The organism is Streptomyces viridosporus, assembly GCF_002078235.1.
GTDB lineage: Bacteria > Actinomycetota > Actinomycetes > Streptomycetales > Streptomycetaceae > Streptomyces > Streptomyces viridosporus.
Window position 1 is genome coordinate 1 of the sequence record NZ_MSGP01000266.1, and the last position, 13,625, is coordinate 13,625.

The following is a 13,625-nucleotide window of genomic DNA, read 5'->3' on the forward strand; positions in this document are numbered from 1 at the left end:
CCCCGGCCCGCCCCCGTCGCGCCGCCCGCGCCGGTGGCGGAGAAGGCCGACGTCGCCACCGCCGTCGACGAGGTCAAGCGGCTGCTCGGCGAGGGCCGGATCACCCAGGCCGTCGACATCCTCGGCGCGATCCTGCCCGTCGCCGCCGAACAGCACGGCGAGCACTCGCCGGTGGTGCGCACCCTGCGCAAGCAGTACGCGGCCACCCTCCTGGACGACGGCCAGTACCGGCGCGCGCTGCCCGAACTGCGCCGCCTCGCCGACGAACGCGCCGCCGAGGCCGGCCAGGCCGACCCGCAGTCCCTGCGCTACCGCTACGAGGCCGCCCAGTGCCTGGAGCAGCTCGGCGAACCGGCGGCGGCGCTCGCCGAGTACCGGACGCTGCTGGGGTACTACGAGAACCGGTACGTGGCCGCCGGCGACCCGCAGCTCGCCCACGACGTCCGCCGCCGCATCGGCCACCTCCTGCTCGCCCTCGGCGACCGCGCCGCCGCGCACGACACGCTGGTCCGGCTGCTGCACGACGTGGAACGCGTCCAGGGCCCCGGGCACCCGATGGCCGCCGAGATCCGGCGGACGCTGCAGTGGCTGGGGCAGGTGCGCTGACGGCGCTCGCCCCGCCACCGCGTCACCGCGTCACCGTGCCGTGGCGCCCGGTCGCCCGGCCGTGGGGGCGCGGCGGTGCCGGAACTCCCCGTGAATCGTTGGTCGAATGGGTTGGCCAGAGCTCGGCCGATGCCTACCATCGATCATCGCAAGACTTTGTGCACTGCCGCACAAGCTCTCCTCGGGAGGTTTCCTTGCACCGCCGCCGTCGCACCGCGCTCCTGCTCACCGCCGCGATCGCCGCGGCGGCGCCCCTGCTCACCGCCTGCGGAAACGATGCGCATCCGGGCGCGGCGGCCGTCGTCGGCGACCAGCGGATCACCGTGTCGCAGCTGGAGGACCGGGTCAGCGAGGTCCGCGCGGCCCAGCGGGCGGCCGTACCGGACGAGGCCCAGTACGCGCAGGCCATCGCCCGCACCGGCAGCCTCACCCGTGACACCCTGCACGGCATGGTCCTGGACCGGGTGCTGCAGCACGCCGCGCGGGACGCCGGGGTGTCCGTCACCCCCAGGGAGATCCAGCAGATGCGGTCCGGGCTGGAGGAGCAGGCCGGGGGCACCGAGGCGCTCGAGGCGGCCTGGCTCCAGCAGTACGGCGTGCCGCCGCAGCGCCTCGACGAGAACCTCCGGCTCCAGCTCGAGGCCCAGAAGCTCGCCGAGCGGCTCGGCACCGAGACCGGCCGGCCCGAGTTCTGGGCGGCGCTGTCCGAGGCGGGCAAGGACCTCGGCGTCGACCTCAACCCGCGCTACGGCACCTGGGACGTCGAGAAGAGCAGCCGCGTCGACGCCGGGCCCCCGTGGCTGCGGGACGTCACCTCGGAGGGGATCCGGCAGCCCATGTGACGCCCCGACCGGCCCGCCGGCCGCCCCGCGGACGACGTCCGGGCCGGTCGGCGGCGTGCGTTAGTTTCGGAGCGTGAACGCAACCAGCCGCGCACCCCGTCCCGAGGCCGGCCCCGGCCGCATCGTCCTGCTCACCACCAGCCACCGGGTGGCGCCCGGCCTGCTGTCCTGGCCCGCCTGGCAGACCCTGCACGTGGCCGACCGGGTGCTGTGCGCGGACGGCGCGCACCCGCAGCTGCCGTACCTGCGCGAGGCGGGGATACCGGTCGAGGAGGCGTCCTCGACCGCCCAGGAACTGGTGGACGCCTGCGCCGGCGGGCGGACGGTGGTGGTCGTGGCCACCGGCGAGGGCGAGCCCGCCCTGACCGACGGGCTGGCGCGCCTGGCCGGGACCGGCAGGGTCCGGATGCCCGAGCTGGAGCTGCTGCCCGCCTCCTACGACCTGCCGGGCGCCCGGCTGCTCGACCTGGTGCAGGTCATGGACCGCATCCGCGCCGAGTGCCCCTGGTCCTCCCGGCAGACCCACCAGGGCCTGGCGAAGTACGGCATCGAGGAGGCGTACGAGCTCGTCGAGGCCATCGAGGAGGGCGACCGGGACGAACTGCGCGAGGAGCTGGGGGACGTCCTCCTCCAGGTCGTCTTCCACGCCCGGATCGCCGAGGAGCACCCCGAGGAGCCCTTCTCCGTCGACGACGTGGCCGGCGGCATCGTCGCCAAGCTCGTCCACCGCCACCCCCACGTCTTCGGCGACGCGACGGCGACCACCCCCGAGGAGGTCAAGGAGCACTGGCTGCGCACCAAGGCGGTCGAGAAGCGGCGCACCTCGGTCACCGAGGGCGTCCCCCTCGGCCAGCCGGGACTGGCCCTCGCCGCCAAACTCGCCTCCCGCGTCCGCACGGCGGGCCTGGACGTCCCCCTGCCCCGGGGGGAGGGCATCGGCTACGAGCTGCTCGCCCTCGCGGCGCGGGCCGAGGCGGAGGGCGTCGACCCGGAGGCGGCGCTGCGCGCGGCGGCCCGGGCCTACCGGGACGCGATCCGGGCCGAGGAAGCGGCCGGCTGACGCCGCCGCTGCCCGGGGAGCCCTCGTGTCCGACTCCTCCCGCGAACCGCCGTCCGAGGCACCCCGGCCGCCCGGACCGGCCTTCCCGGGAAGGCCCCGCGCATCGGGCCGAAGGACCGTCTCCCCGTGCGCGTCACCTGCGACCTGCTGCCGTTCCCGCCGAACGGCGACCGGCTGCCGTTCGGTTACATGGAGCACCGCTGGGGCATGGCCCAGTTCCTCCACGCGCCCGGCCTCCCGGTGCTCGGAGTCGTGTTCGCGTGGGCGGGGGACCGGTGGTTCGCCGTTCCCTGCCTGGCGATGGGCGGCTACGCCCGCGTCCTCAGCACGCTGACGACCAGGGGCCTGTGGACGCTGCGCCGGCGGCGCCGGGCCCGCGCGGCACCGGCGCGCACGGCCCGCGGAGGCCCGGATACCGTCGAGGAGTGACCGACCAGCCCCCGCTCCCCAGCACCGCCCCCGACCGGCCCGAACTCTTCACCTGGGAGTTCGCGAGCGATCCGTACCCCGCCTACGCCTGGCTGCGCGAGCACGCGCCCGTGCACCGGACGCGGCTGCCCAGCGGGGTCGAGGCCTGGCTGGTCACCCGGTACGCCGACGCCCGGCAGACCCTCGCCGACAACCGGCTCTCCAAGAACCCGGCGCACCACGACGAGCCCGCGCACGCCAAGGGCAGGACCGGCATCCCCGGTGAGCGCAAGGCGGAGCTGATGACGCATCTGCTCAACATCGACCCGCCGGACCACACCCGGCTGCGCCGGCTGGTCAGCAAGGCGTTCACACCGCGCCGCGTCGCCGAGTTCGCGCCCCGGGTGCAGCAGCTCACCGACGGGCTCATCGACCGCTTCGCGGCCACCGGCTCCGCCGACCTCATCCACGAGTTCGCCTTCCCCCTCCCCATCCACGCCATCTGCGACCTGCTCGGCGTGCCCCGGGAGGACCAGGACGACTTCCGCGACTGGGCGGGCATGATGATCCGCCACCAGGGCGGCCCCCGGGGCGGGGTCGCCCGGTCGGTGAAGAAGATGCGCGGCTACCTCGCCGACCTCATCCACCGCAAGCGCGCGGCCCTGCCCGCCGAACCCGCTCCCGGCGAGGACCTCATCTCCGGCCTCATCCGCGCCTCCGACCACGGCGAGCACCTCACCGAGAACGAGGCCGCCGCGATGGCGTTCATCCTGCTGTTCGCCGGCTTCGAGACCACCGTCAACCTCATCGGCAACGGCACCTACGCCCTGCTCACCCACCCCGAGCAGCGCGACCGCCTGCAGAGGTCGCTGGCCGCGGGGGAGCACGGACTGCTGGAGACGGGGGTCGAGGAACTGCTGCGCTACGACGGCCCGGTGGAGCTCGCCACCTGGCGGTTCGCCACCGAGCCGGTCACCATCGGCGGACAGCGCGTCGCGGCCGGCGACCCGGTCCTCGTCGTCCTGGCCGCCGCGGACCGGGACCCCGACCGGTTCGCCGACCCGGACGTGCTCGACCTCGGCCGGCGCGACAACCAGCACCTGGGGTACGGCCACGGCATCCACTACTGCCTGGGCGCGCCGCTGGCCCGTCTGGAGGGCCAGACCGCGCTCGCCACCCTGCTGACCCGTCTGCCGGACCTCCGGCTCGCGGTGGACCCCGCCGAGCTGCGCTGGCGCGGCGGGCTCATCATGCGCGGACTGCGCACCCTGCCGGTGGAGTTCACCCCACCGCGGGGCTGACCGGAGTGGCCCGGGGCGCCGTTTCCGCGCCGGTTCCGCACGCCCCGGGCGGACCAGCGCAAACATGACACGCGCTCATCTCTGTGATCTTCACGTGATCTGTGCGGCATGAACTTGTGACAAGTGATCGTCTGCGGATACGTTCACCCATCAAGCGTGGCGTCTCGACTTCGTCCGCCGCGCCGGTAACTGCTGTCGTGTGAAAGGTCTCCGCATGCTTTCCGGGAACGGTCGGCACCGTCGCCCCCGCCAGGCTCCGGCACTCCTCGTCGCGGCCGGAGTGACCGGCTCCGCCATCGCGATCCCGCTCCTCGGAGCCGGCAGCGCCAGCGCGGCCGACGGCGCGACCTGGGACCGGGTCGCAGAGTGCGAGAGCGGTGGCTCCTGGAGCCAGAACGCCGGCAACGGTTACTACGGCGGACTGCAGTTGACGCAGGACGACTGGGAGAAGTACGGCGGACTCGACTACGCGCCGAGCGCCGACCAGGCCAGCCGCGGCCAGCAGATAGCCGTGGCCGAGAGAATCCTCGCCGACCAGGGGGTCGGCGCGTGGCGCACCTGCGGACTGACGGCGGGTCTGGAGCAGAGCTCCGCGCCGGTCGGCACGGGCGGGGCGGGGAACTCCACGCCGAGGGCGTCCGATGCGCCGGGTTCGTCCGGGTTGTCGGACTCAGGTGAGCCGTCCGCCTCCCCCTCCTCCCCCTCCTCCTCGCCGTCGTCCGACCCGTCGGCGGACGCCAGGGACGGGGGCGGCGTGCCGGGCGAGTCCGCCGATCCGGATGCCGGCGCGTCCCCCTCCGCATCGACCGCCCCGAAGCGTGGCGAGTCGGACAAGTCCGGACAGTCCGAAGGGTCTTCGGTGTTCACCGAGGGCACCGGCACCGGCCGTCACCGCGGCGCCAGCGCCGAGGAGGCCGAGGGTCGCGCGGACGAGGCGTCCGGTCGGCACGCCTCGCGTGGCGCCGACGCCTCCCGAGGCGCCGCCGGCGGCCCCTACACCGTGCGCTCCGGCGACAGCCTCTGGTCCATCGCCGACTCCCTTGAGCTCGAGGGCGGATGGCGCGCTCTCTATGCGAAGAACGAGCAGGCCATCGGTGCCGACCCGAACCACATCGTGCCCGGTCAGGAGCTCGAGGTCGGAGTCGAGTCGGGCGAGGAGTGGCACCCGAAGGGACGGGCGGACGGCGGCAGTTGACGTCACGATTCATGCTGAATGTCCGTTTTAAAGATGATGAGAGATAGATCTCAGAAGTCCTGATCGTCTTTGTCATCCGGTCGATCACGTGCTTACGGTCGTGACCGCTCGCCACCGCGGGCCCCGATCGCCGTCACGCCGAATCCTGCCGGCGGCGGTACGGGAACAGTCGTCGCGTCATGCGCCACAGGCAGGAGCGGGGGACCCAAGGTAGGCGCCGGATCCGGAAGTTGACGCCGGATCCGGCTCGGGGTGAAGCCGTGTCCCGTGAGGGGCGCGGCCGGGCAACTCAACCGGCCCGAACCCGACAGCTCACCTCGTAGGCGCCGGAGAGGAATTCGCCATGCCCGCGAAGGGTAAGCACCGCCGCACCACGACCCAGCGTCTCGCCCGTTCCATCGCCGTCGCCGGAACCGGCGGCGCCGCGCTCGCCCTGCCGCTCCTCGGCGCCACCGGCGCGCACGCCGCCACGCCGCAGGCGGCCCCCGAGAAGGCCGTCCAGTCCCTTTCCGTCACCGGCCAGAAGGCCGCCGCGGAGAAGAGCGGCGAGACCCGCACGTACACCGTGAAGGCCGGCGACTACCTCGCCAAGATCGCCGAGAGCGAGGCCGTCGACGGCGGCTGGAAGCAGCTCTACGCGGACAACCGCGAGGCCGTCGGTGACGACCCCTCACTCATCCACCCCGGCCTGAAGCTCTCGATCGATGGCAAGGCCGCCGCCGCGCCGAAGAAGTCCTCCTCGCCGGACGCGTCCGCCCCCTCCGGTGCGTCGAAGTCCTCGTCGTCCGGGAAGTCCACCGCCCGGTCGTCGCAGTCCACCGAGTCCGCCCGGTCCGCCAAGACCGCCTCCTCGGACGCCGCGCCCGTCAAGCAGGCCGCGAGCGCCTCCGGTTACAGCTCCCCGGTCCCCGGCGGCGGCGTCGGCACCGGCTACAAGGTGTCGGGCAGCCTGTGGTCCAGCGGCTACCACACCGGTATCGACTTCAGCATCCCGACCGGCACCTCCCTGAAGGCCGTCGGCGCGGGCACCGTGGTCTCCGCGGGCTGGGCCGGTGCGTACGGCAACCAGGTCGTCGTCAAGCTCAACGACGGCTACTACGCCCAGTACGCCCACCTGTCCTCGCTGTCCGTCTCGGCCGGCCAGGCCGTGAGCGCCGGTCAGCAGGTCGGCCTCTCCGGCTCGACCGGCAACTCGACCGGCCCGCACCTGCACTTCGAGATCCGCACCTCGCCGAACTACGGCTCGGACGTGGACCCGGTCTCCTACCTCCGCTCGAAGGGCGTCGCCCTCTGACCCCCGCGAGACCACCTGCCTGACACGCCGCCGAAGGCCGGACCCCGATCCCCGGGTCCGGCCTTCGGCGTATTCCCGGAGGTACCAACTTTCCGGGAGTGGCTTATCTCACCGTCCGTCAACCCCTTCCTACGGTCGCGTAGGTCACATTCGAAGGTGAATCATGTGCTCCTGTGGCAGACGATTCGAAGAGTGACAACAAGACAGTGATCGGGTCGTACGTGGCGCTGGGGGACAGCTTCACCGAGGGGGTCGGCGACCCCGGGCCCGACGGGTCGTTCGTCGGCTGGGCCGACCGGTTCGCCGTGCTTCTCGCCGACCGCCGGCCCGAAGGCGACTTCCGGTACACGAACCTCGCGGTGCGCGGCAAACTGCTGGACCAGATCATGGCGGACCAGCTTCCCCGGGCCGTCGAACTCGCCCCCGACCTGGTCTCCTTCTGCGCGGGCGGCAACGACATCCTCCGCCCGGGCTCCGATCCGGACGAGGTGGCCGAGCGTTTCGAACGGGCGGTCGCCGCGCTCACGGCCGTGTCCGGCACGGTCATGGTGACGACCGGGTTCGACACCCGTGGCGTGCCCCTGCTCAAGCACCTGCGGGGCAAGATCGCCACCTACAACGGGCATGTGCGGGCCGTCGCCGACCGGTACGGCTGCCCCGTGCTCGACCTGTGGTCCCTCAGGAGCGTGCAGGACCGCAGGGCCTGGGACGCCGACCGGCTGCACCTGTCGCCCGAGGGGCACACGCGCGTGGCGCTCCGCGCGGGCCTGGCCCTCGGCCTGGAGGTCCCGGCCGACCCGGAACAGGCCTGGCCGCCCCTGCCGCCCCGCGGCACGCTCGAGGTCCGGCGGGACGACGTCCACTGGGCCCGCCAGTACCTGGTGCCGTGGATCGGGCGCCGTCTGCGCGGGGAGTCGTCGGGCGACCACGTGACGGCGAAGGGCGCGCTGTCGCCGGACGACATCAAGCTGCGCATCGAGTCGGTGGCGTGAGCCCCGGTGCGGTGAGCCGCGTCACCGGACGACGGGGCGCGGCTCACCGCACCGGCGCCTTCAGCGCCTTCCGGTCCAGGCCCAGTTCCCGGGCCAGCGCCTCGTCCGCCCACTCGCGCGCCCGCGTCCGCGGCACCGCGCCGTCGTAGGACGTCAGCTGCACCGCGAGCCCGTCGAGCAGGGCGGTCAGCCGCAGGGCCGACGCGGCGGGGTCCGGGCACCGGAACTCGCCCGCCGCCACGCCCTGGGCGATGACCTCGGCGAGCGCGGCCTTCCACCGCCGGTCGAGGTCCCGCGTGACCTCCCGCAGCGCCGGCTCGCGCAGGGCCACCGCCCAGCCCTCGATCCACAGCCGCCAGCCCTCGGCCCGGCCCGTGGGGGCGTACCACCGCACGGCCGACCGCAGCCGGCGCAGGGCCGTCGTCCGACGGCCGAGCAGCTTGCGCAGATGGGCGAGGTCGCCCTCGGCCGCGTGGGCGAAGGCGGCGGCGACCAGCTTCTCCTTCGTCGAGAAGTGGTAGAGCACCAGCGCGTTGCTCACGCCGAGCGCCGAGGCCACGTCGGAGACCCTGAACGCCGCCACACCCCGCATCTCGATCTGCTCGACGGCGGCCCGCAGCATCTCCCCGCGCCGCTCGGCCACGCTCAACCGCACCCTGGTCACGCCGTCACCCTAACCGCCGCCCGCCGCCCCGTCCTTCGCCCCGTGTCCCCGGTTCGCCGCCCCGGTGCCGGACCGACCGCACATAATGGGAGGTCCGACCGACCCCATCTGGAGGCGCCGTGGCCGGTTTCCGTACCCCGAACCCCGGGTTCCGTGCGCTGCGGCCGGCGGCCTTCGGCGCGGACCCCAGGGGGGAGCGCATGGCGCGCATCCGCAGGTCCCCGCACTTCGAGGACGGGGTGTTCCAGAACCCCGGGGGCATCGCCCGGACCCGCCCGTCGGGCTCGGCGCGGGACCTGGCGAAGGCCTTCCTCGGCAAGGAATCCCGGTCACGACGCGCCCCCGCGGGCAGGGTGCCGGTGCACGCCACCACCCTCGCCGACCTCTCCCGGCCCCCCGCCACCGGGCTGCGCCTGACCTGGACGGGCCACTCCAGCGTGCTCGCGGAGATCGACGGCCAACGGGTCCTGTTCGACCCCGTGTGGGGCGAGCGCTGCTCCCCGTTCCCCTTCGCCGGGCCCAGGCGGCTGCATCCCGCGCCGCTGCCGCTGGCCGCGCTCGGGCCGGTCGACGTGGTCGTCGTCTCGCACGACCACTACGACCACCTGGACCTGCCCAGCATCAAGGCGCTGGCCGGCACGGACACCCTGTTCGCCGTCCCCCTGGGCGTCGGTGCGCATCTGGAGCACTGGGGCGTGTCCGCCGGCCGGCTGCGCGAACTGGACTGGCACGAGACGACGAGGATCGGCGGACTCACCCTGACCGCCACCCCCGCCCGCCACTTCTGCGGCCGGGGCCTGCGCAACACCCAGCACACCCTGTGGGCCTCCTGGGTGGTCGCCGGGGAGGAGCACCGGGTCTACCACAGCGGTGACACCGGCTACTTCGAGGGCTTCAAGGACATCGGCGCCGGGCACGGCCCGTTCGACGCCACGATGATCCAGGTCGGCGCGTACTCGGACTTCTGGCCCGAGGGCCACACGGACCGTACGCCGCTGCCCGGCGCGTGGCCGGACATCCACATGACGCCCGCCCAGGGGGTGCAAGCCCACCTCGACCTGCAAGGAGGCCGGCCGGGCGGTGTGCTGCTCCCGATCCACTGGGGCACCTTCAGCCTGGCGCCCCATCCGTGGGCGGAGCCGGGGGAGTGGACGAAGGACGCCGCCGAGGAGGCCGGACAGGCGGCGGCGTTCCCCCGTCCCGGCGAGCCGTTCGAGCCCGCGGGGAAGCTGCCCGAGGAGCCCTGGTGGCGGGCCGTGTCCCGGCCGATCGCGCACCCGTGGCGCCGTCCCCGGAGTGCCGAGGGCGCGGACGGGACGCGCAGCGGCGACCTCGACCTCGCGGGCGAGCGGTGATGCCGACGGGGGACCACCTCGCCGAGGCCGCGCGGACGCCGGAGCGCCGCCCGCCCGAAGGGCGCGACCGTGGGGTGCGCGCCCGGACGGGACGACCAGCAGGCCGGGCGCGGCCTTGACCACGCCGCCCCGGGCGGTGCGGGGGCCCCGAGCCGGTCGGCGGGCCCGGTCCGGCGGCCGTCAGCTTCCGCGCCGGCCGGCCCAGGCCCGCAGCGCCTCCTCGTCGCCGGCCGCGTCGAGGTTCATCGCCGCGTCGATCAGGCCCAGGTGGGTGAACGCCTGCGGATAGTTGCCGAGCATGGTCCCGTCCCGGGCCATCTCCTCGGAGAACAGTCCGAAACGCCCCATGCGTGAGCAGATCTCCTCGTAACGGCGGCGGGCCTCGTCATGACGGCCGGCGAGGACCAGGGCGGAGACCATGGCGAAGGAAGAGAGCAGGAAACCGCCTTCGGGCCCGTTGATCCCGTCGTCGGTGGCCTCGGGGTCGTAGCGGTGGACCAACCAGCCGTCCTCGCCCAGTTCCTCCTCGACGCGCTCCAGAGTGGCCACCACCCGGGGGTCGGCGCCGTCCAGGAAGCCGAGCAGCCCGAGGGCGAGCAGCGAGGCGTCGACGTTGGCGGAGCCGTAGGACTGGGTGAAGCTCCCGACCGACTCGCTCCAGCCCTTGTCGAGGACCTCGGCACGGACCGCGTCGCGCTCCCGCCGCCAGCGGTCGAGGTCCGGCCGGTCGTCGTCCATCAGCTCCGCCAGCCGGACACCGCGGTCGAAGCAGACCCAGGCGTACACCTTGGAGACGGTCCAGTGCCGGCTCCGGTCGCGGACCTCCCAGATGCCGTCGTCCGGCTCCCGCCACACGCGGGCGGCGGCGTCCACCACCTGGTACACGGCGACCAGCTCGTCCCGCGCCAACTCCCGACCGGTGCCGAGAGCCGCCTGCTGGTACACGAAGACCGCGTCCAGCACCTGCCCGTACGTGTCGAGCTGATGCTGGGAGAACGCGCTGTTGCCGCACCGGACCGGCGGCGAGTCCCGGTAGCCGCCCAGATGCTCCAGCACGGCCTCCTCCCCCTCGGCGCGCCCGTCGATGTCCAGCATCGGATGGAGCGCGCCGGATGCCCAGGCACTGTGGTCGAGCAGGATCCGCACGTACAGGGCGGCCTCGACCCGGTGGCCCAGACGCATCAGGACCAGGACGACGAGCGCGGCATCACGGTGCCACAGGTAGCGGTAGTCCCAGTTGCGCTCGCCCCCGATCCACTCGGGCAGCGAGGTGGTGGCGGCCGCGATCAGGGAGCCGGTGTCGGCCGTCATCAACCCGCGCAGGGTCAGCGCGCTGCGCCGGACGTGATCCGCGCCGAACCCCCGGTAGTCGTTGAGTCCGTCCCAGGCCCGCCACGCCTCCACCGTGTCGTCCCGCGTCCGGTCGACCAGACCCATGTCCAGGGGCTCCTGCGGGGGACCGTCGTAGCCGAGGACGACGGCCAGCGCCTCACCCGCCCGCAGCACCGCCTCCACCGTCACCGCGCCGTCCTCGGCCACCCGGACCCGCGGTGCCGCGCCCGTGGCGGTGGCACCGAGCCACAGTCCGGCGGTGGTCTCCTCGAGAGCCGTCGGGGCCACCCCGGCCTCCGCGCCGTCCACGGCGGACCAGCGCGCCCGGGCACGGGCGTAGTCCGGCCGGGCGTCGAGACGGTGGCGGACCGTCACCGTGCCGGTCTCGCAGGTGAGCCGCCGGACGAGGAGAGCCAGGGGTTCGATCAGACAAGCCTCGTCCCGGTCGGGCCGGCGGACGGCGAGGTAGTCCTCTCCCCCCACCGTTCCGTGCGGTGCGGTCCATCGGGACTCGACCAGCAAGGTGGTGTCCCGGTAACGCTGCCGCGGTGCGGGAGCACCCTCGACCCGGAGCTCCCACGCGCCGCCGATCCGACGGTCCAGCAGGCGTCCGAAGACGGAGGCGCCGTCGAAACGGGGGGCGCAGAGCCACTCCACGGCGCCGTCGGGTCCCACCAGCGCCGCCACTCGGCAGTCCGACAGGAACGCCAGCGAACCGATGGCGGGCCAGCCCCCGTCGCCCTCCCCGGTCCCGGAGCCCGCCCGGTCCGCCGGCGCCGCCGGGGCCGTCCGATCCGCCGGGTCGCCCGGGCCGGCCGGGGCAGATGGGTCGGCCGGGGCAGGTGGGTCGGGCCGGCGGGTCACGAGTTCAGCTCCGGCAGAACCTCGGAGCCGAAGACCTCCACGAACCGCACCTGGTGGTCCTTGCCCACCTGGTGCAGCATCACCTCGTCGAACCCGTGGGAAGCCTGCCGCGCCAGCCAGTCGGTGTGGTGGCCGAGATCGTCGGAAACGACCACGAACGGCTCCACGCCGGACGGCTCGATCAGGCGCGCCGCCTGTTCGAAGTGCTCGGGAAGCGGGATCTCCCAGCCGACGTCGCTCCCCAGCACCGCCTCCCGCCACTGGTCGTGGGCGGCGGCCAGCGCCTCCTCGCGGGTCGGCGCCCAGGACAGGTGCGCCTGGAGGACGGCGGGGCCCCGGCCCCCCGCCTCTCGGTAGGCGGCAAGGGTCTCCCGGTGCGCGTCATCGGGCTGGTTGACGGTGATGATCCCGTCGGCCCACGCCGCCACCCGCCGGGCCGTCGCCGGACCGACCGCCGCGCCCAGCAGGATCGGCGGACGCTCCGGAAGCGACCACAGCCTGGCCCGGTCCACCCTGACCAGGCCCTCGTGGGACACCTCCTGCCCGGCGAACAGCGCCCGTATGATCCGTACGCACTCCTCCAGGCGGCGGGTGCGCTCGTCCTTGGAGGGCCAGCGATCACCGGTGATGTGCTCGCTCAGCGCCTGCCCGGTGCCGAGCGCCACCCACAGACGGCCCGGATTCATCTGGGCGAGTGTCGCAGCGGCCTGCGCCAGCACGGCCGGGTGGTAGCGCTGACCGGGCGCGGTGACCACGCCCATGGGCAGGACGGTGGAGGCCAGTGCCGCCCCGAGCCACGACCATGCGTGCCCGGAGTGTCCCTGCCGGGAACTCCACGGCGCGAAGTGGTCGGAGCACATGCCGGAGGCGAAACCGGCGTCCTGGGCCACCTTGAGCAGTTGCAGCAGCTCGGACGGCGGGAACTGCTCGTGCGATGCGTGATAACCGAAGGTGGCCATGGATCTCGCTCGCTTCCTGCTCACGCGTGGGCGGTCCAGGCCGTCCGGCGAGGCCCGACACCTCGCGGTCCGGGCGCGGCCCTTGCTCGCCTGTCCCGCACGGGCCCGCCGTCCGGGGTCCGTGCCTCGTGCCTCACCTCCCAGCGTGCCGCAGCCGCAGGCCGACTGCTGAGATCTGTTGCTCCGATCGCGGAGGGCGCGGGCCGCCGGCAGGCCCCGCTTCCTCGCCGCCCTGGGCGCCGGGGGAGCCGCCGACGAGACAGAGCGGCCGTCCTGTCCTGGCCCGGGCGCAGCCGGCGAAAGCGAGGAGGGCGTCGACCCCCGGCCCGCCGGGAGGCCGCCCCGGCTTCCGGCCGGTGGCGGGACCCTTCTCCGCCACGGCGATCTTCTTGTCGGCTTGGACCTTCTCGCCGGCCCCGACCTCGCCGCCGAGCCCGAACGCCCTGTCCAACGCCCTGTCTAAGTGCTGTCCCGTAAATGATCTACGACATGCTGGATGACCAGCGTCGTTTTCCGGTCACCCGGCGAGGGCGAGGTTGTGGAGGCGGGCGACGCCGAGCATGGCGTGGTGGACGCCTTCGCCTTTCAGGCGGCAGTCGCGGAGGATCTTCCAGGTCTTCATCCGGGCGAAGACGTGCCCGACGCGGGCGCGGACCTTGCGGTGTGAGCGGTTGTGGTCCTCTTTCCAGTCCAGGAGTTTGGTCTGACCGCGCTCGCGTCGGTGCGGGATGACCAGGCCGGTGCCGCGATAGC

General features: G+C 73.8%; 12 protein-coding genes, 1 pseudogene and 1 riboswitch. Of the genes and pseudogenes, 9 read left to right on the top strand and 4 right to left on the bottom strand.

What is annotated here, in order from left to right; translation table 11 throughout:
• From B7L92_RS19560 to B7L92_RS19595, 8 genes and pseudogenes are all read left to right on the top strand, one after another.
• Positions 1-606, top strand: a pseudogene (locus B7L92_RS19560) (tol-pal system YbgF family protein); the annotation flags it as partial.
• Between the two features lie 194 nt (positions 607-800).
• Positions 801-1,448: a SurA N-terminal domain-containing protein gene (locus B7L92_RS19565; protein ID WP_081238818.1), complete on the top strand. Its 648-nt coding sequence runs from the start codon at positions 801-803 to the stop codon at positions 1,446-1,448.
• 73 nt (positions 1,449-1,521) lie between these two features.
• A complete protein-coding gene (locus tag B7L92_RS19570) occupies positions 1,522-2,508 on the top strand; it encodes a nucleoside triphosphate pyrophosphohydrolase (protein ID WP_081238819.1) in 987 nt (328 codons plus the stop codon).
• A gap of 126 nt (positions 2,509-2,634) precedes the next feature.
• Positions 2,635-2,937 carry a hypothetical protein gene (locus tag B7L92_RS19575; RefSeq protein WP_081238820.1) on the top strand — a complete coding sequence of 101 codons (303 nt, stop codon included), beginning with the start codon at positions 2,635-2,637 and terminating at the stop codon, positions 2,935-2,937.
• Positions 2,934-4,217, top strand: a complete 1,284-nt coding sequence (locus B7L92_RS19580) for a cytochrome P450 family protein (protein ID WP_081238821.1) — start codon at positions 2,934-2,936, stop codon at positions 4,215-4,217. Before B7L92_RS19575 ends, B7L92_RS19580 begins: the two co-directional genes overlap by 4 nt.
• A gap of 214 nt (positions 4,218-4,431) precedes the next feature.
• Positions 4,432-5,412 (top strand): LysM peptidoglycan-binding domain-containing protein, encoded by a 981-nt coding sequence (locus tag B7L92_RS19585; protein WP_081238822.1) that lies wholly within the window; start codon positions 4,432-4,434, stop codon positions 5,410-5,412.
• Positions 5,413-5,584: 172 nt separating this feature from the next.
• A riboswitch (cyclic di-AMP (ydaO/yuaA leader) is annotated at positions 5,585-5,751 on the top strand.
• 4 nt (positions 5,752-5,755) lie between these two features.
• Entirely contained in the window at positions 5,756-6,706 is a 951-nt protein-coding gene (locus B7L92_RS19590) for a M23 family metallopeptidase (protein ID WP_081238823.1), read from the top strand.
• Between the two features lie 206 nt (positions 6,707-6,912).
• Entirely contained in the window at positions 6,913-7,698 is a 786-nt protein-coding gene (locus B7L92_RS19595; protein ID WP_081238824.1) for an SGNH/GDSL hydrolase family protein, read from the top strand.
• A gap of 43 nt (positions 7,699-7,741) precedes the next feature.
• Here the strand turns inward: B7L92_RS19595 and B7L92_RS19600 are convergent, their stop codons facing one another.
• Entirely contained in the window at positions 7,742-8,341 is a 600-nt protein-coding gene (locus B7L92_RS19600) for a TetR/AcrR family transcriptional regulator (protein ID WP_174703990.1), read from the bottom strand.
• Positions 8,342-8,481: 140 nt separating this feature from the next.
• Here B7L92_RS19600 and B7L92_RS19605 point away from each other — a divergent pair, with 140 nt between their 5' ends.
• Positions 8,482-9,717: an MBL fold metallo-hydrolase gene (locus B7L92_RS19605; RefSeq protein WP_081238825.1), complete on the top strand. Its 1,236-nt coding sequence runs from the start codon at positions 8,482-8,484 to the stop codon at positions 9,715-9,717.
• Between the two features lie 180 nt (positions 9,718-9,897).
• On the opposite strand, the gene B7L92_RS19610 is transcribed toward B7L92_RS19605, so the two are convergent.
• The 3 genes from B7L92_RS19610 to B7L92_RS19620 form a co-directional block, all read right to left on the bottom strand.
• Positions 9,898-11,913, bottom strand: a complete 2,016-nt coding sequence (locus B7L92_RS19610; protein ID WP_438364004.1) for a glycoside hydrolase family 15 protein — start codon at positions 11,911-11,913, stop codon at positions 9,898-9,900.
• Positions 11,910-12,896 (bottom strand): TIGR03885 family FMN-dependent LLM class oxidoreductase, encoded by a 987-nt coding sequence (locus B7L92_RS19615; protein ID WP_255311042.1) that lies wholly within the window; start codon positions 12,894-12,896, stop codon positions 11,910-11,912. The genes B7L92_RS19610 and B7L92_RS19615 overlap by 4 nt, the downstream gene beginning before the upstream one ends.
• A 493-nt stretch (positions 12,897-13,389) precedes the next feature.
• Positions 13,390-13,625 (bottom strand): transposase (locus tag B7L92_RS19620; protein WP_143626351.1); only part of this gene is annotated, 236 nt, incomplete at its 5' end.

What these genes read in the sequence shown, in the direction of transcription:
- B7L92_RS19585 (WP_081238822.1), top strand. Translation starts at nt 4,432, where the DNA reads ATGCTTTCCGGGAACGGTCGGCACCGTCGCCCCCGCCAGGCTCCGGCA.
- B7L92_RS19590 (WP_081238823.1), top strand. Translation starts at nt 5,756, where the DNA reads ATGCCCGCGAAGGGTAAGCACCGCCGCACCACGACCCAGCGTCTCGCC.